The following is a 22411-nucleotide window of genomic DNA, read 5'->3' on the forward strand; positions in this document are numbered from 1 at the left end:
TGTGTGGCGGCGGTTGGGTAGAGAATGGATCTTTGTGACTACGCATCCGGATTTCAGCTCACCTCGCATCGCAATACTCGGCGGAGGGCCCGGCGGCTACGAAGCCGCCATGGTGGCCGCCTCGCTGGGGGCGCAAGTCACCATCATTGAGCGGGCGGGCCTGGGCGGCTCAGCGGTGCTGACCGACGTCGTACCTTCCAAAACCCTGATCGCGACGGCGGACCTGATGACCCGCGTCGGCGAGGCGGGGGAGCTGGGAGTGAAGTTCGACGTCGACGGCGGCGATTTTGCCCCCGTGATGCGCGCGGACCTGAAGCACATCAACGACCGGCTGCTCGGCCTGGCGCGGAAGCAGTCCGAGGACATCCGTACCGGCCTGGAACACCAGGGCGTGCGCATCCTGATCGGCTCCGGCAAGCTGCTGGACAACCACACCATCGAGGTCCTCACCGTCGACGGTACCGAGACGGTGGAAGCTGACACCATCCTGCTCGCGGTGGGCGCCCACCCGCGCGAACTTCCCACCGCGCGGCCCGACGGCGACCGGATCCTGAACTGGGCGCAGATCTACAACATGGACGAGCTCCCCGAAGAACTCATCGTGGTGGGTTCCGGTGTGACCGGCGCGGAATTCGCCTCCGCCTACAACGGCCTGGGCTCCAAGGTCACCCTGATTTCCAGCCGCGACCGCGTGCTGCCGGGCTCCGACACTGACGCCGCCGAGGTCCTGGAGGGCGTCTTTGAACGCCGCGGCGTGAAGGTGCTCTCCCGCTCGCGCGCTGAAACGGTGGAGCGGACGGACGACGGCGTGGTGGTCACCCTGGGTGACGGCTCCCAGGTCACCGGCAGCCACTGCCTGGTCTGCGTGGGCTCCATTCCCAACACGGCAGGTATTGGGCTTGAGGAAGCCGGCGTGGCCCTCAGCGAGAGCGGCCACATCAAGGTGGACGGCGTCTCCCGTACCACCGCTCCGAACATTTACGCCGCCGGTGACTGCACCGGTGTCCTTGCGCTCGCCTCCGTCGCGGCCATGCAGGGCCGCATTGCCGTGGCCCACTTCATGGGCGACAGCGTCACCCCGCTGAAGCTGCACCAGGTGGCCTCCAACATCTTCACCTCGCCGGAGATCGCGTCGGTTGGCGTCTCCGAGGCGGAGATCGACTCCGGCAAGTACCAGGGCGACGTCGTGAAGCTGTCGCTGCGCAGCAATGCCCGCGCCAAGATGCGCAACCACCGCGACGGCTTCGTCAAGATTTTCGCCCGCAAGGGCTCCGGCACCGTGATCGGCGGTGTGGTGGTGGGGCCGAACGCCTCCGAACTGATCTTCGCGATTTCCATCGCGGTCACCCAGAAACTGCATGTCGACGACGTCGCCAGCACCTTCACGGTGTACCCGTCACTCAGCGGTTCCATCTCGGAAGCGGCCCGGCGCCTGCACGTGCACATGTAACGTCAGGCGGGCAAGGCACCCGCGTGCTCGGTGGACACCGCGGCGCGGGACATCCGTGCCGCCACCAGAAACAGCAGGCCGGTGACCAGCGGGATCACGCTGATGGCGGAGAGGGACACTACTCCCGCGAGGTTGCCCAGGGCTGAGAAGGCGATCGGCCCAAGGCCGAGGGCCAGGAGCAGCCAGCCCGCAGTGGCCGTTCGTTTCAGGCCCAGGACGGCTGCCGGGAACGCGAGGACCAGCACGGCCACGGCGCGGACCGGGCCGTTGGCGTTCTCGAATTCTCGCCACGACGCGGAATCCAGGGCGAACCATATTCCTGCCATGACCACCAACGCGGTGAGCAGGGCCAGCACCGGTACAGCCCATGAGGGACGAAGCCAGGCAAGGACAGCGAGCACGGCCAGGGGAACGGCCCACCACAAAACCAGCATGATTCCCTCTGTGCCGCCGGGGTCGGTCAGGGCATAGCCGCTGATGAACAGGCCGGCGAGGACCGTGAATACTGTCATGATGGCGGCTGCAGTCCACACCAGTGCACGGGCACGGACGGAACGGTCCGGCCGCCGCATGGAGACGATCCCCATGACGGCGGCAGCAACGATGAGCGCGGCCGCGGCCAGGAAGATCGTGACGCTGAACATGGCAACTCCTCCGTCTGAAGCTGGGACCGTAGCTTCCATGACACCCCGGGGGCACGGGCGGGGCTAGGGGCATAAGTCCCTTGGACCACGCGCCCTGCGTCCCTGGCGTCACCTCACATCAGGCGGCTGCTGCCGCCTGGAAGTGTTTTTCGATGATGTCCTTGATGTCGGAGTGGCAGCCGCCACAGCCGGTGCCGGCGCGGGTGGCGCCGGAAACCTCGGCCACGGTGGAGCAGCCGTCAACGACGGCGTCCTGGATCTTGGTTCCGCTGACCCCGGCGCACCGGCAGACGGTGCGCGCGGGGTCGCTGTTGCCCGGGGCTGCCAGCTGGTCCGGTCCGTCGAGGCGGAGCAGGAGCGACCTGTCGGCCGGGAGCTCGTCGCCCCGCTCGAACAGGGACACCAGCTCCGCGGCGGTGCGGGGCATGCCCACTGCCACGAGGCCCTCCAGGACTCCGCCGCGCGTGGTCATCTTGACGTAGCGGCCGTGTTCCGGGTCTGCCCACTGCGCAATCTGCAGGCGCGGGCGGCCGTTCACCGCACCGGCCGTGAGTACTTCTTCGTCCCACGGCTCAGCTGCGTTGTCGCCGGCCACGGCCATGTTCAGGCCCCGGGCCTTGAGGACGATGACCCCCGGCTTTTCCATCGGCAGCTCAGGCAGGGAGTCCGCCAGGTCGGCCGCGGCGGCTTCGCCGGACCCGTCGCCGGATGCCGCCGCGGATCCTTCGGCGAGGAGCGTCAGGTAGTCGGCGAGCCACTCCGCCTGGCGCCAGCCCGGGCCCACCAGGCCGGAGGGGCCGCCCGCGGTGCGGCACTCGCTGCAGGACGGATCCGGGCAGCGGACTTCGGCGCAGTCGCCGATTGCGAAAATGTGGGGTTCGTGGTGTGCCCGCAGCTTGTGGTCCACCAGGATGCCCGTTGCCGTGGACAGCCCGCAGCCTTCGGCCAGTTCCACGCGCGGCCGGACGCCGCAGGAGAGCACCAGCAGGTCGCCGTCGATCGCTGAACCGTCATCCAGCAGCAACGCGGAGAAGCCGCCGTCGGGAGCGTTGTGCTCCAGCCCGGTGGAGCGCGCGTTGCCGGCCATCCGGACTCCGCAGTTGCGCAGGCTGGCGGCGAGCACCGCACCGCCGCCGCGGTCGATGTTCCGGCCCAGCGGGTGGGCGCCGTTGTGGACCACGGTCACCGTGGCACCTTCTTCGGCGGCGGCCAGGGCCGTCTCGAGTCCCAGGACGCCGCCGCCGAGCACTACCACGCGCTTGCCGCCGGAAACAGCCTGGCGAAGCACCTCGGCGTCGCGCAGGTCGCGCAGCGCTGTCACGCCGGCGGGCAGCACGGGGTGGGCCGGGTCCGGGTTGAGGCCGGTCAGGTTGGGGATGACCGGGCGCGACCCGGTGGCGAACACCAGCCGGTCGTAGTGCGGCGTGGTGCCGTCGGTGAGGATCACCTGCTGGCGTGCGCGATCCACCCGGCGGACGCGCACGCCGAGCCGGACGTCCACGCCGTCGGCGATCAGCGCCGCGGCGTCAGCGAGCGCCAGCGCCGCCGCAGTGGTGCGCCCGACGCCGAGGTCGGCCACCAGTACGCGGTTGTACGCTGCGTCCGCCTCCTCGCCGATCACCGTCAGGCGGGCGAGCCCGCTGCGGACGGCGGGCAGCAGCTCATCGATCAGCCGTGCGGCAACCGGACCAAAGCCAACAATTACGATCTGCTCACTCATGAGGCCTCCGTTGTCTGAAGAACGCTGTGCTGGAGTCGGTTGGCGGCCGCCCGGACCCACACTGTATTGAATTTGAACTCGGGCATCCCGGAGATGGGATCGGTGGAAGCTTCCGTCAGGCGGTTGGCGCTCCCGAGCTCCGGGAAGTGGAACGGCAGGAAGACCGTCTCGGGCCGGATGGCGGTGCTGAGTTCCGCCCGGCAGAGCACCTCGCCGCGTTCGTTGGCCACGGACACGAGCGCGCCGTCGGTGATGCCCATGGACGCAGCGGCAGCGGGGTGGATCTGCACCTTTGCCTCAGGCTGGGATTCCAGCAGCTCGGACACGCGGCGGGTCTGCGATCCGGACTGGTAGTGCTCCAGCAGGCGGCCGGTGATGAGTGTCATGGTTTTGGCGTCCGGGTCCGGATTCGCGGCCGGGGTACGACGGCGGCGGGGCGCCACCGGTGTCATGACCGCCTTGCCGTCGGCGTGGGCAAAACCGTCCAGGAACAGCCGCGGCGTGCCGGTGCTTCCGGCGGGGTAGGGCCAGTAGGCGGCCTCGCCGCGGTCCAGCATGGCGTAGTCGATGCCCGAGTAGTCGGCGAGCCCGCCGGCAGAGGCGAGGCGCAGTTCCTCGAACACCGTCTCGGGATCCTCGCTGTAGGTGGACGGGGCATCGAGCGCCTCGGCGAGCCGTGCCATGATCCAGAGTTCGCTGCGGGCTCCGGCCGGCGGCTGCAGGGCGCGGCGGCGGCGCAGGACACGCCCTTCAAGGTTGGTCAGCGTGCCTTCCTCCTCGGCCCACTGAAGGACCGGCAGGATGAGGTCGGCTTCGACGGCCGTTTCGGAGACGAAGAAATCGCAGACCACCAGGAAGTCCAGGCTGCGGAGGCCCTCGATGACTGCGTTGGCGTCGGGGGAGGCCACCGCGATGTTGGAGGCGTGCACGAAGAGGCAGCGGACGCCGTCGGGCTGTCCGAGGGATTTCAGGAGTTGGACGGCGGGGAGGCCGGGGCCGGGAATCAGCGATTCCGGGACGCCCCACACCTTGGCCACGTGGGCGCGGGCGGCTGGATCGGTGATCTTCCGGTAGCCGGGGAGCTGATCGGCCTTCTGGCCGTGCTCGCGGCCGCCTTGGCCGTTGCCTTGGCCGGTGAGGGTGCCATAGCCGCTGCGGGCTGAACCCGGCAGACCGAGCAGCAGGCTCAGGTTGATGGCGGCGGTGGCGGTGTCCGTTCCGTCCACGTGCTGTTCCACGCCTCGGCCCGTCAGGATGTAGCTGCCGCCCTTGGTGGCCCCGTGGGCCAGCCGGCGGGCAGTCTCCCGGATCAGGTCCGCGGGCACACCGGTCAGGGACTGGACCCGTTCGGGCCAGAAGGCGTTGACGCTGCGGACCACGGCTTCGAAGCCGCTGGTGCGCGCCTGGATGAATTCGGTGTCCGCCAGGCCTTCGTGGATCACCACGTGCGAGAGGCCCAGGAGGAGGGCGAGGTCGGTGCCCGGCAGGGGCTGCAGGTGCAGGCCGCCGCCGTCGGAGGTGAACGCAGCCGTGGCGGAACGGCGGGGGTCCACCACGATGAGCCCGCCGGCGTCGCGCACTCCCTGCAGGTGCTGTACGAAGGGCGGCATGGTCTCGGCCACGTTGGAGCCGAGCATCAGGATGGTGCTGGCGCCGTCGAGGTCCTCGAGCGGGAACGGGAGTCCGCGGTCCACCCCGAACGCCCTCATGCCGGCGGCGGCTGCGGAGGACATGCAGAACCGGCCGTTGTAGTCGATCCGGGACGTGCCAAGGGCCAGGCGGGCGAACTTGCCCAGCATGTAGGCCTTTTCATTGGTCAGGCCGCCGCCGCCGAAAACGCCGACGGCGTCCGCGCCGTAGCGGGAGCGGGTGTCCTTCACGGCGGCGGTGATGAGCTTCAGGGCATCATCCCAGCTCACCGGGCGGTGGACGCCGTCGGAGCCCTTCAGCAGGGGCTCAGTGACGCGTCCGGGGTGGCTCAGCAGGGACGCGGACGTCCAGCCCTTGCGGCAGAGGCCGCCGCGGTTGGTGGGGAAGTCGCGTCCGGATACCTCCAGGACGGGTGCAGCCGGCACGGGGTCTGACCCCGGCTGGACAGCCGGGGTCAGAGCCGCTGGAGACTTCAGCGTCATGGCGCACTGCAGGGCGCAGTAAGGGCAGTGCGTGTCGGCGCTTGTGGTCATGTTAGACGTGTCCCATCGCATTTCGGTTGGCGTTGCGGATGTAGCAGGCCCAGCAGACCACCAGCATCAGGACGTATGCCCCGACGAAGCCGTAGAAGGCGGGGGTGTACGAGCCGCTGGCCTGGTTGGAGGCGTTCAGCACCTGGGGGATAACGAACCCGCCGTAGGCGCCGATGGCCGAGATCAGGCCGAGGGCGGAGGAGGCCAGGCGCTGGGTGGCCACTGTGCTGGCGCCGTTTCGGGCTGCCCGGCTGTTGGTGGCGAAGATGATGGGGATCATCCGGTAGGTGGCGCCGTTTCCGAAGCCGCTGGCGGTGAAGAGCATCAGGAAGAGGACCAGGAACAGCCAGAAGTTCTTGAGCGGCAGGGTCCAGATCATGGCGAGCGTGATGACCGCCATCGAGGCGAAGGCGGCAACGGTCATGCGGGCGCCGCCCATCCGGTCCGCCATCCGTCCGCCGTAAGGGCGGGCCAGCGAGCCGACCAGCGGGCCGAGGAACGCGAGGGACAGTGCAACCGTGCCCACTCCGATGGAGGAGAACGCGGGGAAGTAGTCCTTGATGAGCTTCGGGAACACCCCGGCGAAGCCGATGAATGAACCGAAGGTGCCGATGTACAGCAGCGCCATGATCCACAGGTGCGGTTCCTTCAGCGCAGCCACGGATCCGGCCACGTCACCCTTGGCACTGGTGAGGTTGTCCATGTATTTCCAGGCGCCGAACGCGGCGAGCAGGATCAGCGGGACCCACATCAGGCCGGCGACGGGCAGGTTGACCGTGCCGGCGGCCAGGAGCGTGATGGCAATCGGGACGGCGAGCTGTGCGACGGCGGCACCGAGGTTTCCGCCGGCGGCGTTCAGGCCCAGTGCCCAGCCCTTTTCGCGGGCAGGGTAGAAGAACGTGATGTTGGCCATGGAGCTCGCGAAGTTGCCGCCGCCGAAACCGGCAAGCGCAGCAACGAGGAGCATGACGCCGAACGGTGTCTCCGGGTTGGAGACACACAGTGCCAAGCCAGTGGAGGGGATGAGGAGAAGCAGCGCGGAGACGATGGTCCAGTTGCGGCCGCCGAACCTGGGGACCATGAACGTGTAGGGGATGCGCAGGGTGGCACCCACCAGGCTGGGCATGGAGATCAGCCAGAAGATTTCGGAAGTGGAGAAGGTGAAGCCTGCTGCCGGGAGCTGGACCACCACGATGGACCAGAGCTGCCAGACGACAAAGCCGAGGAATTCGGCGAAGATGGACCAGTTCAGGTTCCGACGTGCGATGGAACGGCCGTGGGACTCCCACTGCTCCTTGTTCTCGGCATCCCAGTTGGCGATCCAGCGGCCGGGGCGGACTTCAAGGGCGGGGGCTTCAGCGGTGCGGGTAGTGCCGGGCTGTGCGCCGGCCTCTGCCGTGCGATCAACAGTCACGGTGTACCTCCTTTGGGGGTTTTGTTGTTCTTCTAAGGTAGGGATGGCGCGTTTCGTGAAGCGTCGCCGTTTGTTAACGTGCTGTGAAGTTTGCCTATCGGCGCATTCGGGGCGGCGTGAGGCGCCGTCAGGTGAGACAAATCAAAAAGTCCGCATAATGGACTCTTTGTCCAGTCGCTGGACGCCGGGAACTATTATTGAGAGATACGTATCCCTTAGCCGGGCAGTCTTTTGGGGCACCCGCCCGGTTTCTCACGAAAGCGCTACTACATGTCATCCACTGCCACCTCACCGCAGCCGGGGTCAGCCAAGCAGGTTAACTCGCGCGGGCGCGTGATCGTCGCCAGCCTCATCGGCACCACCGTTGAGTTCTACGACTTCTACGTCTACGCCACCGCCGCTGTGCTCGTCTTCCCCAAGCTGTTCTTCCCGGGACAGAACGAGACCACCCAGCTGCTGAGCTCCTTCGCCGTGTTCGGTGTCGCGTTCATCGCCCGGCCGCTCGGTTCCGTGGTCTTCGGCCACTTCGGGGACAAGTTCGGCCGCAAGGGCACCCTGGTGGCTTCGCTGCTGACCATGGGTATCGCAACATTCCTGATCGGCTGCCTTCCCACGGCGCTGGTTCCGGGCTGGGGCTTCTGGGCGCCGGCCCTCCTGGTGGTCATGCGCTTCGCCCAGGGCCTGGCCCTCGGCGGGGAGTGGAGCGGCGCAGCCCTCCTGGCCACCGAGAACGCCCCCGCCAACAAGCGGGCCATCTACGGCACGTTCCCGCAGCTGGGTGCGCCCATCGGCTTCATCATTGCCAACGTGATCTTCCTCGTGGCCAGCTACCAGCTGTCCCCGCAGGCGTTTGAAGCCTGGGGCTGGCGCGTTCCGTTCCTGCTCAGCGCCGTCATGGTGATCATCGGGCTCTACGTCCGCCTCAAGCTGATTGAAACGCCGGCCTTCACCAAGGTCCTGGAATCCAACGAAGTGGCCAAGCTTCCGATCAGCCGCGTCTTCAAGACCAGCTGGCGCCCGCTCATCCTGGGCACGTTCATCATGCTGGCCACGTACGTGCTGTTCTACCTGATGACCACGTTCACCCTGACCTACGGCACCCGCGCGTCCAGCCTGGACGCCGCCAAGGCCGCCGCCGAGAAGGCCGGAAAGCCGATGACCGAAGCGGCAGCCGCCGCGTTCGTCCCGGGTCTGGGCTACACCCGTAACGACTTCCTGTGGATGCTGATCGCCGGCGTCGTGTTCTTTGGCATTTTCACCCTGGTCTCCGGCCCGCTGGCTGAAAAGTATGGCCGCCGCAAGATGCTCATCGCCGTCACCGCCGGAATCTTCGTCTTCGGCCTGCTGTTCGTCCCGCTGTTCAGCGGCGGCTTCGTGGGTACCATGGCGCTGCTCATCCTCGGCTTCACCCTGATGGGCCTGACCTTCGGACCCATGGGTGCGCTGCTGCCGGAACTGTTCCCCACCAACGTCCGCTACACGGGGTCCGCCGTGAGCTACAACGTCTCCAGCATCCTGGGTGCGGCCGTGGCCCCCTTCATCGCGGTGTGGCTCTGGGAAATGGCCAAGGGCAGCCCCGTGCTGGTGGGCGTGTACCTCAGCGTCATGGCGGTGCTGACGCTTGTGGCACTCTTCCTGAGCAAGGAAACGCGGGACCTGGACTACGAGAACAACGTAGCCTGACCCGATTAGGAGTCACGGGAAATGCCCGGCACCCCTTCGCGGGGGTGCCGGGCATTTGTCATTTCCCGCCGCTAACTCGCATAGCGCTCCACGAAGTTTCGGAGGATCTTCATCGGTTCCGCCGCAGTGAACTGCCGGGCGCTTTCCATCAGCAGCTCCGCCGACTCCGGCGGAAAGTAGCCGGCATGGCGGTAGATGTCGATCCTGGTGACCAGCCCGTCGGCATCGAGCTCCGGGTGGAACTGGGTGGCGTACAGGTTGGCCTTGATCCGGAACATGTGCACGGGGCAGGCCGCGGAACTGGCCAGGAGCACCGCGTGGGAGGGAAGGACGCTGACGGCTTCCTTGTGGCCGGTGAAGGCCGTGAAGCTTTCCGGCAGGCCGCGAAGGAGGGGATCCTGCAGGGCCTCCGCAGTGAGCTTGATGGTGGTGCCGCCCAGTCCCTCGCCGTAGGTCCGGTCAATGACAGCACCCTGGTGGAGGCCCAGCGTGCCCACCCCGTAGCAGGCGCCGAGGAACGGGAAATCCGCCGGCACAATGCGGTCCAGCAGCAGGCGCAGCTCATGCTCTACCCGGTGCTGGGCCGCGCTCTTGTGGTCCGCCGGGTCGCTGGATGTGAAGGGGCTGCCGCCCACGATCACCCCGGAGTAGTCGGACAGGTCCAGCTCAGGCATGGGTCCGGCTTCCATCCGGATGCGCCTCAGCTGCGCCGGCTCGAGTCCGCCATAGCGCAGGTAGGCTTCGTATTCCTCTTCGGCGGCCCTGTCCTCGGCACGCGATGCAAGAAGTAGAAATGGCTTCACACGCTAAGTGTGCATGGAGCCGCCCCCGGGCGCCATGGGCGCGCCGGGGGCGGCGTTAATGCTGTGCGGGCCCGCTGCGAAGGAGCCTGCGCGTGGTCAGTCCTCGATCGTGGCGATCACGGCGCCGGCGGAAACCGTCTCACCCGCGATGGCGGCCAGGCCGGTAATGGTGCCGGCGCGGTGCGCCGTGAGCGGCTGTTCCATCTTCATCGCTTCGAGTACGACGACGAGGTCACCTTCGGCAACAACGTCGCCCTCCACAACAGCCACCTTCACGATGGTTCCCTGCATGGGGGAGGTCAGGGCGTTGCCGCCCGCAGCGGCAGCCGGTCCGCCGGAGCGGGAGCGCTTCTTGGCCTTGGCCGGCTTGGCGGCGCCGCCGCCCGTGCTGAAAGAGCCGAGCGACGACGGCAGCACCACCTCAAGGCGCTTGCCGCCCACCTCGACCACAACGCGCTGGCGATCGCCGGCGTCGGACGCTTCACCTTCGGCGCCGTTTGGCGTCCACGCCGGGATGTCGTTGACGAACGCCGTCTCGATCCAGCGGGTGTGGACCTTGAACGGTCCTTCTGCCGGGGCGAAGTCGGGGTTGGTGACCACGGCCAGGTCGAAGGGAATAACGGTGGGGATGCCCTCGACCACCATCTCCTCCAGGGCGCGGCGGGAGCGCTGCAGTGCCTGCTCGCGGGTGGCGCCCGTGACGATCAGCTTGGACAGCATCGAATCGAAGTTGCCGCTGATGACGTCACCCTGCTCCACTCCGGAGTCGATCCTGATGCCGGGGCCGGTGGGGTTCTTCAGGGTGGTGATGGTGCCCGGGGCGGGCATGAAGTTGCGGCCGGGGTCTTCGCCGGTGATGCGGAATTCTATGGAGTGGCCGCGCACTTCGGGGTCGCCGTAGCCCAGCTTTTCGCCGCGGGCCAGCCGGAACTGTTCGCGGACAAGGTCGATTCCGGTGACTTCCTCGGAGACGCAGTGCTCCACCTGGAGGCGGGTATTGACCTCCAGGAAGGAGATGGTCCCGTCCTGGCCCACCAGGAATTCGCACGTTCCGGCACCGAGGTAGCCGGCCTCCTTGAGGATGGCTTTGGAAGACTCGTAAAGGCGGCCGTTCTGCTCTTCGGTCAGGAAGGGGGCGGGCGCCTCTTCCACAAGCTTCTGGTTGCGCCGCTGCAGGGAGCAGTCGCGGGTGGAGACCACCACCACGTTGCCGTACGCGTCAGCCAGGCATTGGGTTTCGACGTGCCGGGGAGCGTCCAGGAAGCGTTCGATGAAGCATTCGCCCCGGCCAAACGCGGCAACGGCCTCGCGGACCGCGGACTCGAAGAGTTCCGGGATTTCCTCGCGCGTGCGGGCCACCTTAATGCCGCGGCCGCCGCCGCCGAAGGCCGCCTTGATGGCCACGGGCAGGCCGAACTTGTCGACGAATTCGAGGATCTCTTCCGCGGATTCAACGGGGTCAGCCGTGCCGGGGACCTGCGGTGCGCCCACCTTTTCGGCAATGTGCCGGGCCTGGACTTTGTCGCCGAGGGCGGAGATTGCCTCCGGGGAGGGCCCGATCCAGGTGATCCCTGCACCGATGACCATGGCCGCGAACTGTGCGTTTTCAGCCAGGAAGCCGTAGCCCGGGTGGATGGCGTCGGCGCCGGACTGGTGGGCCACTTCGATGAGCTTTTCCATCACCAGGTAGGACTCAGCTGCAGTGTTGCCGCCCAGTGCGTAGGCCTCGTCCGCCAAGCGGACGTGCAGGGCGTCGCGGTCCGGGTCGGCGTAGACAGCCACCGAGGCGATGCCTTCGTCGCGCGCGGCGCGGATGATGCGCACGGCGATCTCGCCGCGGTTGGCGATGAGGACTTTGCTCAGCCGCTTGGAGCTCGTCAGGGCGGCACCTGCGTGGCTGGGGGCGGTGGACTGCTCTGGACTTGCGGACTGCTCCGAATTTGCTGACAAGGCGTCTCCTTCTTTCCTTCAGGGAGCCTAGCGCGATTTTGAGGGTTCCGCCGATATTACTTGCGGATTCCGCGTGTAAAGCTCCGAAGCTTTGTAGGGAAGCTACAAAGACTTGCGAAATGGCTCACTCGGCGCGGACTTCGGCGGGGTCGATGGCGCCGCCGGTCCACAACTCGGTGATGCCCACCTGTGCTTGGCCCAGCAGCCCGCGAAGGGTGGAAATGGAGAGTCCGACGACGGTGTGGGGGTCGCCGTCGACCTTCCTGATGAAGGCGCCGCCGTAGCCGTCGATCGTGAAGGAACCGGCGCACTGGAGCGGCTCGCCGGTGGCGATGTACGCATCGATTTCTTCGGCGCTCATGTCCATGAAGTGGACTTCGGCGGAGGTCACGGAGCCCAGCGTGGCGCCGGAACCGTTTGAGCCGCCGTCGTCTGAGTCTGTGTCCCGGCAGTCGACCAGCCAATGGCCTGTATGAAGTACCCCCATGGCGCCGCTCATGCGCAGCATCCGCTCCCTGGCGACGTCGGCCGTGTACGGCTTGCCGTGCGCCTCACCGTCGAACTCGAAGACGGAATCGCAGCCGAGCACCAAGGCGCCGTCCGCCTCAGGCAGCGAGGCGACGGCCTCCGCCTTGGCGCGCGCCAGCAGCAGGGCGGTGTCGTGCGGGTCCGTCACGCCGTAGCGGGCCTGGACCGCATCTTCATCCACATCCGAAACCAGGATCTCGTGGCGGATGCCGGCGTGGCTCAGCAATTTGGTGCGTGCGGGGGACTGGGAGGCAAGAATGAGGCGGGTCACCGTTCCAGCCTAATTGACCCGTGGATGTACCGGACTGCTGGAGTGCCCCACTTGGCGGGGCGAAAGCCTCTGGTTACGGACGTTTGGCCATGGTGTGGTTGAGCCAGGATCCCATAGAGAGTCGAGGATTCCATGGCCACGTGGCTATTCGCAGGCGTCGCAACAGCGGGCGCCGGAACATATTTTGGCTGGGACGGCTTCACCATCCAGTCCGGAAACCTGATAGTGATCGTCGTGATGATCATCCTGTTCGTTCTGGCCTTGGTGCTGCCTTTTCCCGGCGGGAAGCGGCGGAAATGACTGCCACTGCCACACCGGGGCACGGCACGCCGGTCGAGGAACCTGGCGCCCACACCTGGACCGGGAGAGTCCGCCGGTGGCTTCTTAGGAAGCTTTCTCCGGAGAAGCTCTTGCCCGAGGACCAGCCAAGCTATGTGGCGTCCTGGGCCTACGTCTTCGGCATAGGGGCCATCGGCTCCCTGCTGTGGATCGTCATTTCGGGGATTGTGCTGGGACTGAACGGACCCCAGTGGTATCACCTGTCCTCGCTGGGGAGCTTTGTCAACAGCACCCATTTGTGGAGCGTGGAACTCTTCTTCATCTTCATGGTGGTGCACCTGTGGCTGAAATTCTGGATGGCGGCCTGGCGCGGGGGCCGGGTCCTGACCTGGATCACCGGAGTGATCTCCTTTGTCGTTTCCATCGTGGCGGCCTTCACCGGATACCTGCTCCAGACGAACTTCGATTCCCAGTGGATTGCCTTCGAAGCGAAGGATGCGCTGAACGCGGTCGGCGCAGGGGCCTGGTTCAATGTGGCCAACGTCGGGCAGCTCTTTACCTGGCACATCACCCTGCTGCCCCTGGCCGTGGGTGCGGTGGTGGTCCTGCATGTCCTGCTGGTCCGGGTGCACGGCGTTGCACCGCCGCTTGAGGCCGCGGAGTCCGACGCCCAACTGCTTCACAGTCGCCCGGCGTCCACCGATCCTCCGGCGTCCGCCGAACCCCGGGACGCAGTTCGATGACCGGGAAAAACGGCAGCATCTCCTGGCGGAAGACGGACGACCTTGCCAGCCGCCCCTGGGCGGGCCGTGTCCGCGAATACGACCTGATCAAGGAACTGATCATCGGTTTCGTGGTCGTCGGCCTGCTCGTGCTTGGCGTATCCGCCATCTTCGGGTCCCCTGATGAGCCCAGCGTCAGCCTCAAATCGTGGGCCACGGCCGCCCCGGCAGATTTCGTTGCCACCGCAACAAAGGAACTTGCCGGAACCAGCGACAGTGCGGGCTACGGGCCGCCCTACAACTCGACGCCGGACGCATCGCAGAAGATCGGCCCGGTGGACCTTCAAAGCCTCTCCGGCGTCCGCCTTCCGGTCGATAACGCCAACGACTTGGTGATCGCCCCGCTGGCGACGCTGCCCTCGCCGCCAGCCGACCTTGCAGTTTGGACGGCCGCCACCGATCAGCAGCGCTCGGACTGGGCAGCTGCCTATTCCATCGCCCTCGCCGCTGCGCCCGACAACGACCCGGCCAAGGTCGCCGACGGCGACTACGGCCCGGTCCCTGCGCTGACCGGGGCATTGTTGGACATGGCCCGCCAGGGCAGTCTGGACGGCGTGCTGCAGGGCGGCGGGAACTTCTACAGCATGGACTACACCCGCAGCCTCCTGTTCCTCGGCGACGGCAGCTACTTTCCGGATCTCGCGGCAGGCCAACACCTCTCCGGGGACCAATGGGGCGTGATGAATGAGACCGGGGACACCCCCGGGCAGTCCTGGCTGTGGCTCTTCTCGCTCATCTACCAAGTGGAGCCGTTCAAATCCTCGTCGAGTGTCGACGCCCTGGCGGTTGTCACAATGTTCGTGCTGACTGCCCTGCTGACACTGCTTCCCTTTATTCCCGGCCTGAGGTCACTGCCGCGCAGGCTGCCCGTGCATCGCTTGATCTGGCGCGACTACTACCGGAACCGCTGAGCCAACGCGGGGTCACTTAGGACCCGCCCGGAGGGCAGGGCGCCAGGTCACGCCGCGTTAATTCCGCGGCCAGGGCGCGTTAATTCAGCGGCCAGGGATGGTCAGTGCGCGGCGACTTCCTCAGTCTCCGCCTCGGATGAGGCCACGGCGGCGGTTTCATCCTTGCGGAGTTTCGTGCCCTCAACGTCGACGTCCGGCAGGATGCGGTCCAGCCAGCGGGGGAGCCGCCAGGCTTTTTCGCCGAGGAGGTACATCACAGCCGGGACGATCGTCATGCGCACCACGAAGGCATCAATCAGCACACCGAAGGCCATGGCGAAGCCGAGCGGCCGGACCATGTTCAGATGCGAGAAGATAAAGCCGGCGAACACGCTGACCATGATGATGGCGGCCGCGGTCACCACGGCGGCGGCGTGGCTGAAACCGCTCCGGACGGCGTGCTTTGCCGACTCCCCGTGCATGAACGATTCGCGCATGCCCGAGGTAATAAACACCTGATAGTCCATGGCCAGTCCGAACAGCACGCCGATCAGGATGATGGGCAGGAAGCTCAGGACAGCACCCGGATTTTCGACGCCGAACACCGCGCCCAGCCAGCCCCACTGATAAACGGCGACGACCGCACCGAATGCCGCGGCGAGCGAGAGCAGGAAGCCGCCGGTGGCCAGCAACGGGACCCAGATGGAGCGGAAGACGAGCAGGAGCAGGATCAGCGAGAGGCCAACCACGATCGCCAGGTACGGCGGGAGCGCGTCACCGAGTTTCGTGGACACGTCCACGTTGCCGGCCGTCTGTCCGGTGAGGCCGATGCTCACGCCGGTGGAGTCCTTGATCTGGCCCTTTTCGGCCCGGAGCTCGGAGACCACCTGCACGGTGCTCGCGCTGGCCGGGCCCTCGTTCGGGATGACTTGGAACACTGCGGTGCGGCGGTCCTCGCTCAGGGCCAGCGGCACGGCGGCGGAAACGTTTTCGGTCTCACGCAGGATATCCGCGACGTCGAACTGCTTTGCCTGCGCCTCGGCTTCGCTGAGTCCCTCCGGGAAGTCGCCCACCACGATGATCGGGCCGGTCATGCCCTCGCCGAAGCTCCGCTTGGTGACGTCGTAGGCCTTGAACGCTTGTGAGGCGACCGGCTCGGAACTGGCGTCCGGCAGGGCGAGCCGGAGCTGGCTGGCGGGCAGCGCCACAACACCAAGCAGCACCACGCCGGCCAGAAGGGCCAGCCACGGGTGCTTGGTGACGATGCCGCCCCAGCCGTGACTGCTCCGGTATTCGTCCTTTGCGCGGTCCTCGGTTTCGTGGCCGGGAGCGGCATTGTGCTTGGCCGCTTTGGCCCAGGCCCGCTTGGAGATCAGTTTCCGGCCCACGAGGGAGAGCACGGCCGGCGTCAGGGTCAGGGCAACGACGACGGCGACAGCCACCGTGGCGGCAGCGGACAGACCCATGACGGCGAGGAATGGAAGGCCCGGGACCACCAAGGCCGCGAGGGCGATGATGACGGTCAGGCCCGCAAACAGCACGGCATTGCCGGACGTTCCCGTGGCCAGCGCCACGGACTCCTCCGGGTCCATTCCGGAGAGCAGCTGGCCGCGGTGCCGGTTGACGATGAACAGGGAGTAATCGATTCCGACGGCGAGACCAAGCATCAGGGCCAGCATCGGGGAGATGGAGCTCATATCCACGCCGCCGCTCAGGGCGAAGGTGGCGCCCACACCGACGGCGACGCCGACGACGGCCATCAGCAGCGGCAGCCCGGCGGCGATCAGGGTGCCGAGCATGATGATCAGGACCAGGGCTGCCACCGCGATGCCGAGGATTTCCGCGGTGCCAAAGAGCTCGGAGATGTCCTCGCTGATCTCCTTGCTGGGGAGGGCGGTCACGTTGGCTGCAGACACCTCGCTGACGATGTTCTGCACTTCCTGCCGGACCTCGGGATCAAGGCCGTTGATGGACGTTTTGAACTGGACCTGCGCGATCGCGGCCTTGCCGTCCTCGGAGACGAAGCGGAGCCCCTCCGAAGCCGCCAGCTGGCGGGTGCCAAGGGCCAGCTGTGCCTCGCCCGCTTCCAGTTCCTTGGTGCCGGCGTCGAGCTTTGCCTGGCCTTCGGCGAGGGCGGCCTTCTGCTGCCCGAGCTGGGCCTCGATGGCCGCGGGAGGGAGCCCTGCGGCAGTCATCTGTTGTTCGGCGGCTTCCAGCTGGGCCTTGCCGGCAGCGAATTCGGCAGCTGCTTGCTCCAGCCGCGCCTTGCCGGCAGCTGACTGCTCCTTGCCGGCGGCGAGGTCTGCGGCGGCCTTGTCCAGTTGCGCCTGGGTGGCGAAGGGGTCAACCGTGCCCTGGACGTCGGGCAGGGTCTTGAGCTTGGTCAGTGCAGCGGTGACTGCGTCCTTCCCGGCTTGGCTGAATTGTGCGTCGTTGGCTTCGAACACCACGCTCGCCGAACCGCCGGAGGACGTGGGGAGCTCGCTCTTGAGCTTGTCCGCCATCCGCTGCGTCTCGGTGCCCGGGATCTGGAAGTTGTTGGACAGGGTGCCATGGAAGGCTGCAGCCGCGCCACCGACGGCCACCATGACGGCGAGCCACACGGAGATGACCAGCCAGCGGTGCCGGTAGGAGAACTTGCCGAGGCGGTAAAGCAAAAGTGCCATGTCAGAGCCGATCTGCGAAAGGGGTGGCGGTGGAGTTGTTGGCCGTCGTGCTGGCCTGGGGCGTTTCGGGGCGGCCGAATCCGGAGCCCAGCAGGCCCACGGCATCGATCAGGAGTTGCCTGAGGATGGAAAGGGACTCCGGGGTGAGGGACCCGCCGCACCGGGCGAACCAGACGTCCATTGCAGCCTTGCCGCAGGAGATGAGGGAACCGGCCAGCGCACGGAGGTAGAGTTCGTCGAATTCCGCCCCGGGGGTCCGGGCGAATCGTTCCCGGGCAGCGTCGATGATTTCCGCGGTGCAGTGCTCCCAGGCTTCAAGTTCGGAGCGGTTGAGCTGTGGGTTGGACTGCGCCAGGCTGTAGAGCTCGGCCATGGGGGCCACGGTCATGGGGTCGGCGAGCTGGATCAGGGCCGCCCTGGCTGACTCAAGGATGGGCTCGTCGGCCGGGCGCAGCCGGAACTGCGCCAGGGCGTGGTCCAGGAAGCCGTGGGTCACTGCCGCCAGGGCCGCTTCGGTGCTGCTGAAGTAGTTGAAGAAAGTTCGCCGGGAGATGGCTGCGGCCTCGGCGATGTCCTCGACTGTGAAGTTACCGGGCCCCTTGCTGCGCAGAAGGTGCAGCGCGGCATTGGTAATGGCCTGGCGCGTGGCGGCCTTGTTGAGTTCCCGGCGCGAGGGAGCGGGCGGAACAGCGTTATCGCCGGAAGCCTGAGCGGGCACGGTCTGGGTGGTCGGCACGGCATTACACTACGTGCATATTTACACTCTGTGCAAGTTTATGCGGTGTCGGATTCACAGCTTCCTGACAGCTATATGACAGCTCTTCTATAGGTCGAGGCCGCACGCTTGGAAGGTAGGTGAACTGTACCTACCGCCACGGGCAGCAACGTTGCTGCGGAGGATCTAGGAGACGTGCCATGACAAGCAGAAAGAAGTTGGGCCTCGGCCTGGGCGCCGCTGCCCTGGTTGTCGGGGCCGGGATCGGCGTGAGCGGAATTGCGTCGGCCGCCACTACACCCGCGCCCTCTCCGTCGCCCAGCGCGTCGGCTACTCCCAATGCCGACGGCCACGAGCGCGGGCACATGGGCGGCCGGCACGGACACGGGGGCGGCGCGCAGGCATCGGAGCTAGCTGCCAAACTCGGAGTTGACGAGGCAAAGGTCACCGAGGCGCTGAAGGCGTTCCGTGACGCGAACAAGCCGGCCACGCGTCCTGCCCAGGGCACGAAGCCGGACAGGGAGGCCATGGAAGCGGCACTCGCCAAATCCCTCGCGGAGTCACTTGGCATGGAGGAATCCAAGGTCACCGCCGCTCTGGACGAGCTGCGCACCGAGGCCCAGTCCCAGCGGGCCGCCGCACTGAAGACCCGGCTGGACAAAGCCGTAGCGGATGGAAAGCTCACCCAGGCGGAAGCCGACGCGGTCACCAAGGCCGTAAAGAACGGCGTGATCGGCGGCGGTGGCCGGTAGGTCCCTGCCGGCACCCCCAAGGGCGCCTTGAACGCAGCAGTCCCCGGGAGTGATTCCCGGGGATTGCTGCGTTGTCAGCTGAGCCTGGTATCAGGCCTTTGCATCGGCGAGTTCGCGGCCGTCCGCGGCAGCAGCCGCCGTCGGGCCGGCAACCGCCTCGGCGGAGCCTTCAACGGAGTCGTCTGCGAACGGGTCGCCGTTGCGCGGCGCGTTGTACAGTGCCTCGTCCAGGATTCCCTGGCGCTTGGCCACGATCGTGGGGACCAGGGCCTGACCGGCCACGTTGACCGCAGTGCGGCCCATGTCCAGGATCGGGTCGATCGCCAGCAGGAGGCCGACGCCGGCCAGCGGGAGTCCCAGCGTGGAGAGCGTCAGGGTCAGCATGACGACGGCGCCGGTGGTGCCTGCGGTCGCCGCCGAGCCCAGCACGGAGACGAGGGCGATCAGCAGGTACTGGCTGAAGTCGAGCTGGATGCCGAAGAACTGGGCCACGAAGATCGCCGAGATGGCCGGGTAGATCGCGGCGCAGCCGTCCATCTTGGTGGTGGCGCCCAGCGGAACAGCGAAGGAAGCGTACGCCCGGGGGACGCCCAGGCTGCGTTCGGTGACGCGCTGGGTCAACGGCAGGGTTCCCACGGAAGAGCGGGAAACGAAGGCAAGCTGCACTGCGGGCCAGACACCGGAGAAATACTGCTTGACGGACAGCCCGTGGGTGCGGACCAGGACGGGGTAGACCACGAACAGCACGAGGGCCAGGCCGACGTAGATGGCAAAGGTGAACTTGCCGAGCGACCCGATGGTGTCCCATCCGTAGACGGCCACGGCGTTGCCGATGAGGCCCACGGTGCCGAGCGGGGCGATCCGGATGATCCACCACAGCACCTTCTGGATGACGGCGAGGGCGGATGCGTTAAGGGTCAGGAACGGCTCCGCAGCCTTGCCCACCTTCAGGGCGGCCACGCCGACGGCGATCGCGATCACCAGGATCTGCAGGACGTTGAAGCTGACGGCGGTGGTCACGGCGCCTGATTCGGCAACGGTGGAGCTGGCGCCCAGGCCCAGGAAGTTCTTGGGGAAGAGTCCGATCAGGAACGCCCACCAGTCGCCGGATTTGCCGGCGTACTTGGCTTCCTGGGTGATGCCGGTGCTGGCGCCGGGCTGCAGCAGCACGCCCAGGCCGATGCCGATGAGCACTGCGATCAGGGATGTGATGGCGAACCAGAGGAGCGTGTTCCACGCCAGCTTCGCGGCGTTGGATACCTGGCGCAGGTTCGAGATCGAGCTGACAACCGCGGTGAAGATGAGGGGGACCACGGCGGTCTGCAGCAGCGAGACGTAGCTCGAACCGATGGTCTGCAAGGTGGCGCCGAGGGCATTGGGGCTCGCCTTGGTGCTGCCGGTGTACTTGGCCAGGAGGCCGAGGCCCAGGCCCACGATCAGGGCGGCGATGATCTGGAAGCCGAACGAGCCGGCCCACTTGGGCAGCCGGAAGCCGGTGTTTCCTGCGGGGGAGGGGGTGCTGGTTTGAGTGGTCACCAGAACACGCTAGGACGGGTTCGCCTACCACGACGAACGGATGTTGAGAAATGTTACGGGAATAAATTCTGCGCGCGGCCAGGAAATCCCTAGAAAATGGCGTACCTGGGCGCTTTTGTGAAGTTATTCCCGGCGCCCATGTGTCAAACGTCTCGCGCGGGACACGGTTACTGGAGCAGTGCCCGCTTGAGGGTGTCGAGGCCTACGGAGCCGATGTTGAGGGCCTTGGTGTGGAAGGCCTTCAGGTCGAAACCGGGGCGGGCTTCAAGTTCGGCCCGGATCTGTTCCCAGAGGCGCTGGCCCACTTTGTAGGACGGTGCCTGGCCCGGCCACCCCAGGTAGCGGGCGAATTCGAAGTTGAGCTGTCCCTCGCTGATCGCCAGGTTCTCCTTCAGGAAGTCGTAGCCCTTGTCCGGCGTCCAGGTGCCGCTGCCCCAGCGTTCCGGAACCTCCAGCTCCAGGTGTACGCCGATGTCGAACACCACGCGCGCCGCGCGCATGCGCTGCATGTCCAGCATGCCCATGTGGTCGCCCGGGTCCTTGAGGTACCCCAGTTCCTGCATCAGTTTCTCTGCGTAGAGTGCCCAGCCTTCGCCATGGCCCGAGGTCCAGCAGACGTTGCGGCGCCACTTGTTGAGCAATTCCCGGCGATAGATGGCCGTAGCGATCTGGAGGTGGTGCCCGGGTACGCCTTCATGGAACACCGTAGTGGTCTCGGCCCATGTGGTGAACGTGTCCTCGCCCGCAGGGACGGACCACCACATCCGGCCCGGCCGGCTGAAGTCGTCGGAAGGGCCGGTGTAGTAGATGCCGCCTTCGTCGGTGGGGGCGATCAGGCATTCGAGGGTCTTCATGATGTCCGGGATCTCGAAGTGAACGCCGGCGAGATCCGCCACAGCCTTGTCGGAGAGGTCCTGCATCCAGGCTTTGAGGGCATCGGTGCCCTTGAGTTGGCGGGCGGGATCGCTGTTCAGGATCTCCTTGGCTTCCTCCACTGACGCGCCGGGCCGGATCTCGTTGGCCACGCGTTCCTGTTCCGCTATGAGCCGTTCAAGTTCCTGGACGCCCCAGGCGTAGGTCTCGTCGAGGTCCACCGTCGCGCCGAGGAATGCCCTGGATGCCAGTGCATAGCGCTCCCGGCCCACCGCGTCCTTGGCCGGTGCCACGGGCAGCAACTCGGCGGACAGGAAGTCCGCGAGTTTCACATATGCTGCGCGGGCAGCGGCAGCGCCGTCGTCGAGCGTTGCCTGCAGTTCCGAGGAAAGCGGCCCTTCGATGGTCTTTGCGCCGGCGGCCATCTTCGCGAAGAAGCCGTCTCCGGCGGCGTATTTGGTGGCCTGCTCGATGACGATCGCCACTTGCCGCGAAGCGGACACCCTGCCCTGCTCCTTTGCGGAACGCAGCGACTCGATGTAACCGTCGATCGCTCCGGGGACGCTGTGGGCGCGGCCGGCGATGTGCTCCCAGTGTTCGGTGGTGTCGGTGGGCATCAGGTCGAAAATGGAGCGGATGTTTTGCGCCGGCGATTCGATGTTGTTCAGTTCGGCGGCATCCCAGCCGGACTCGTGGATCTCCACCTGAAGTCCCAGCCGTTCGCGCATGGCGTCGAGCGTCACTGCGTCCACGTCGTCCGCCGGCTCCAGGCCGTCAAGGGCGCTGAGCGCCTCCCGGGCCGCCGCCATGAACCCTTCGATGCCGGCCGGCGAGAAGTCCTGGAATTCGGTCTCGTGGCCCGGCACGCCCAGCACGGTGGCGAAGCTCGGATTGAGCCTGATCAGGGTGTCAGTGTAGGCGTCTGCGACGGCGTCGATGGCTGTTTGGGGGCGCGCGGAGGCTGCGGGTTCGGTAGTCACCCCACGAGACTAACGGGGCAATCCCAGTTATGAAAGACTTACTGAACTTTTCGGTGTGTCAGTTCCCGGTGTGCTCCGGCAGGCCGGAGGGCGCCGGCGTCAGCCTCGGCTGCGTTTCCAGGCTCCCGGTCCCGGGGCGGGGGCCAGCCGCAGTTGTTGCCGCCGCACCCAGTGGCGGACGCTGGGCTTGGCCGCGCTTTCGGGCCCGGCGCTGCGGCCAAGGGAGAGTACGACGGCGGTCAGCGCCGCGAGTTCGACGTCCGTCGGTTCGCCCTTGACCACCGAGAACAGC

Annotated in this window: 18 protein-coding genes; 6 read left to right on the plus strand and 12 right to left on the minus strand. The window is 66.8% G+C overall.

Annotation, left to right across the window (positions count from 1 at the left end):
• Positions 1–34 precede the first annotated feature (34 nt).
• Positions 35–1450, plus strand: coding sequence for an NAD(P)H-quinone dehydrogenase (locus tag AC1MDG_RS06465; protein WP_479808218.1), 1416 nt, complete (start codon positions 35–37; stop codon positions 1448–1450).
• A 2-nt stretch (positions 1451–1452) separates the two neighbouring features.
• Here the strand turns inward: AC1MDG_RS06465 and AC1MDG_RS06470 are convergent, their stop codons facing one another.
• The 4 genes from AC1MDG_RS06470 to AC1MDG_RS06485 all read right to left on the minus strand — a co-directional run bounded on the left by AC1MDG_RS06470 (position 1453) and on the right by AC1MDG_RS06485 (position 7411).
• The gene (locus AC1MDG_RS06470; protein ID WP_479808219.1) at positions 1453–2094 is read right to left on the minus strand and encodes a hypothetical protein; all 642 of its coding nucleotides are present in this window, start codon (positions 2092–2094) and stop codon (positions 1453–1455) included.
• A 118-nt stretch (positions 2095–2212) separates the two neighbouring features.
• Positions 2213–3814, minus strand: coding sequence for an FAD-dependent oxidoreductase (locus AC1MDG_RS06475; protein ID WP_479808220.1), 1602 nt, complete (start codon positions 3812–3814; stop codon positions 2213–2215).
• Positions 3811–5997 carry a molybdopterin oxidoreductase family protein gene (locus tag AC1MDG_RS06480; protein WP_479808222.1) on the minus strand — a complete coding sequence of 729 codons (2187 nt, stop codon included), beginning with the start codon at positions 5995–5997 and terminating at the stop codon, positions 3811–3813. The genes AC1MDG_RS06475 and AC1MDG_RS06480 overlap by 4 nt, the downstream gene beginning before the upstream one ends.
• Position 5998: 1 nt before the next feature.
• Entirely contained in the window at positions 5999–7411 is a 1413-nt protein-coding gene (locus AC1MDG_RS06485) for an MFS transporter (RefSeq protein WP_479808223.1), read from the minus strand.
• Between the two features lie 270 nt (positions 7412–7681).
• Between AC1MDG_RS06485 and AC1MDG_RS06490 the strand changes: the two genes are divergently transcribed.
• Positions 7682–9094: an MFS transporter gene (locus tag AC1MDG_RS06490; RefSeq protein WP_479808224.1), complete on the plus strand. Its 1413-nt coding sequence runs from the start codon at positions 7682–7684 to the stop codon at positions 9092–9094.
• 71 nt (positions 9095–9165) lie between these two features.
• Here the strand turns inward: AC1MDG_RS06490 and AC1MDG_RS06495 are convergent, their stop codons facing one another.
• From AC1MDG_RS06495 to AC1MDG_RS06505, 3 genes are all read right to left on the minus strand, one after another.
• A complete protein-coding gene (locus AC1MDG_RS06495) occupies positions 9166–9897 on the minus strand; it encodes a glutamine amidotransferase (protein WP_479808225.1) in 732 nt (243 codons plus the stop codon).
• A gap of 96 nt (positions 9898–9993) precedes the next feature.
• A complete protein-coding gene (locus tag AC1MDG_RS06500; protein WP_479808226.1) occupies positions 9994–11847 on the minus strand; it encodes an acetyl/propionyl/methylcrotonyl-CoA carboxylase subunit alpha in 1854 nt (617 codons plus the stop codon).
• Between the two features lie 124 nt (positions 11848–11971).
• Positions 11972–12646 (minus strand): Maf family protein, encoded by a 675-nt coding sequence (locus AC1MDG_RS06505; protein WP_479808227.1) that lies wholly within the window; start codon positions 12644–12646, stop codon positions 11972–11974.
• Between the two features lie 132 nt (positions 12647–12778).
• Here AC1MDG_RS06505 and AC1MDG_RS06510 point away from each other — a divergent pair, with 132 nt between their 5' ends.
• The 3 genes from AC1MDG_RS06510 to AC1MDG_RS06520 are packed head-to-tail and all read left to right on the plus strand — an operon-like array spanning position 12779 to position 14618.
• Positions 12779–12946 carry a hypothetical protein gene (locus AC1MDG_RS06510; protein WP_479808228.1) on the plus strand — a complete coding sequence of 56 codons (168 nt, stop codon included), beginning with the start codon at positions 12779–12781 and terminating at the stop codon, positions 12944–12946.
• Positions 12943–13668, plus strand: coding sequence for a cytochrome b N-terminal domain-containing protein (locus tag AC1MDG_RS06515; protein ID WP_479808229.1), 726 nt, complete (start codon positions 12943–12945; stop codon positions 13666–13668). The genes AC1MDG_RS06510 and AC1MDG_RS06515 overlap by 4 nt, the downstream gene beginning before the upstream one ends.
• Positions 13665–14618, plus strand: a complete 954-nt coding sequence (locus AC1MDG_RS06520) for a hypothetical protein (protein WP_479808230.1) — start codon at positions 13665–13667, stop codon at positions 14616–14618. Before AC1MDG_RS06515 ends, AC1MDG_RS06520 begins: the two co-directional genes overlap by 4 nt.
• A 101-nt stretch (positions 14619–14719) precedes the next feature.
• Here the strand turns inward: AC1MDG_RS06520 and AC1MDG_RS06525 are convergent, their stop codons facing one another.
• Both AC1MDG_RS06525 and AC1MDG_RS06530 read right to left on the minus strand, forming a co-directional pair.
• Entirely contained in the window at positions 14720–17263 is a 2544-nt protein-coding gene (locus tag AC1MDG_RS06525; protein WP_479808232.1) for an MMPL family transporter, read from the minus strand.
• 1 nt (position 17264) lies between these two features.
• Positions 17265–17999, minus strand: a complete 735-nt coding sequence (locus AC1MDG_RS06530) for a TetR/AcrR family transcriptional regulator (RefSeq protein ID WP_479808234.1) — start codon at positions 17997–17999, stop codon at positions 17265–17267.
• Positions 18000–18178: 179 nt separating this feature from the next.
• Here AC1MDG_RS06530 and AC1MDG_RS06535 point away from each other — a divergent pair, with 179 nt between their 5' ends.
• The gene (locus AC1MDG_RS06535; protein ID WP_479808236.1) at positions 18179–18730 is read left to right on the plus strand and encodes a hypothetical protein; all 552 of its coding nucleotides are present in this window, start codon (positions 18179–18181) and stop codon (positions 18728–18730) included.
• A 90-nt stretch (positions 18731–18820) separates the two neighbouring features.
• Here AC1MDG_RS06535 and AC1MDG_RS06540 read toward each other — a convergent pair whose 3' ends face one another.
• The 3 genes from AC1MDG_RS06540 to AC1MDG_RS06550 all read right to left on the minus strand — a co-directional run bounded on the left by AC1MDG_RS06540 (position 18821) and on the right by AC1MDG_RS06550 (position 22410).
• On the minus strand, positions 18821–20266 hold the full coding sequence (locus AC1MDG_RS06540; protein ID WP_479808238.1) for a dicarboxylate/amino acid:cation symporter: 1446 nt from the start codon (positions 20264–20266) through the stop codon (positions 18821–18823).
• A 167-nt stretch (positions 20267–20433) separates the two neighbouring features.
• Positions 20434–22119 carry a DUF885 domain-containing protein gene (locus tag AC1MDG_RS06545; RefSeq protein WP_479808240.1) on the minus strand — a complete coding sequence of 562 codons (1686 nt, stop codon included), beginning with the start codon at positions 22117–22119 and terminating at the stop codon, positions 20434–20436.
• Between the two features lie 99 nt (positions 22120–22218).
• Positions 22219–22410, minus strand: a complete 192-nt coding sequence (locus AC1MDG_RS06550; RefSeq protein ID WP_479809034.1) for an acyl-CoA carboxylase subunit epsilon — start codon at positions 22408–22410, stop codon at positions 22219–22221.
• Position 22411 lies beyond the last annotated feature (1 nt).

The sequence above is a fragment of the Arthrobacter sp. AIWTK1 genome, assembly GCF_056680535.1.

Coding starts and splice junctions, on each gene's coding strand:
- AC1MDG_RS06470 (WP_479808219.1), bottom strand. CDS start 2,094: ATGTTCAGCGTCACGATCTTCCTGGCCGCGGCCGCGCTCATCGTTGCT.
- AC1MDG_RS06475 (WP_479808220.1), bottom strand. CDS start 3,814: ATGAGTGAGCAGATCGTAATTGTTGGCTTTGGTCCGGTTGCCGCACGG.
- AC1MDG_RS06480 (WP_479808222.1), bottom strand. CDS start 5,997: ATGACCACAAGCGCCGACACGCACTGCCCTTACTGCGCCCTGCAGTGC.
- AC1MDG_RS06490 (WP_479808224.1), top strand. CDS start 7,682: ATGTCATCCACTGCCACCTCACCGCAGCCGGGGTCAGCCAAGCAGGTT.
- AC1MDG_RS06510 (WP_479808228.1), top strand. CDS start 12,779: ATGGCCACGTGGCTATTCGCAGGCGTCGCAACAGCGGGCGCCGGAACA.
- AC1MDG_RS06515 (WP_479808229.1), top strand. CDS start 12,943: ATGACTGCCACTGCCACACCGGGGCACGGCACGCCGGTCGAGGAACCT.
- AC1MDG_RS06520 (WP_479808230.1), top strand. CDS start 13,665: ATGACCGGGAAAAACGGCAGCATCTCCTGGCGGAAGACGGACGACCTT.
- AC1MDG_RS06525 (WP_479808232.1), bottom strand. CDS start 17,263: ATGGCACTTTTGCTTTACCGCCTCGGCAAGTTCTCCTACCGGCACCGC.
- AC1MDG_RS06535 (WP_479808236.1), top strand. CDS start 18,179: ATGACAAGCAGAAAGAAGTTGGGCCTCGGCCTGGGCGCCGCTGCCCTG.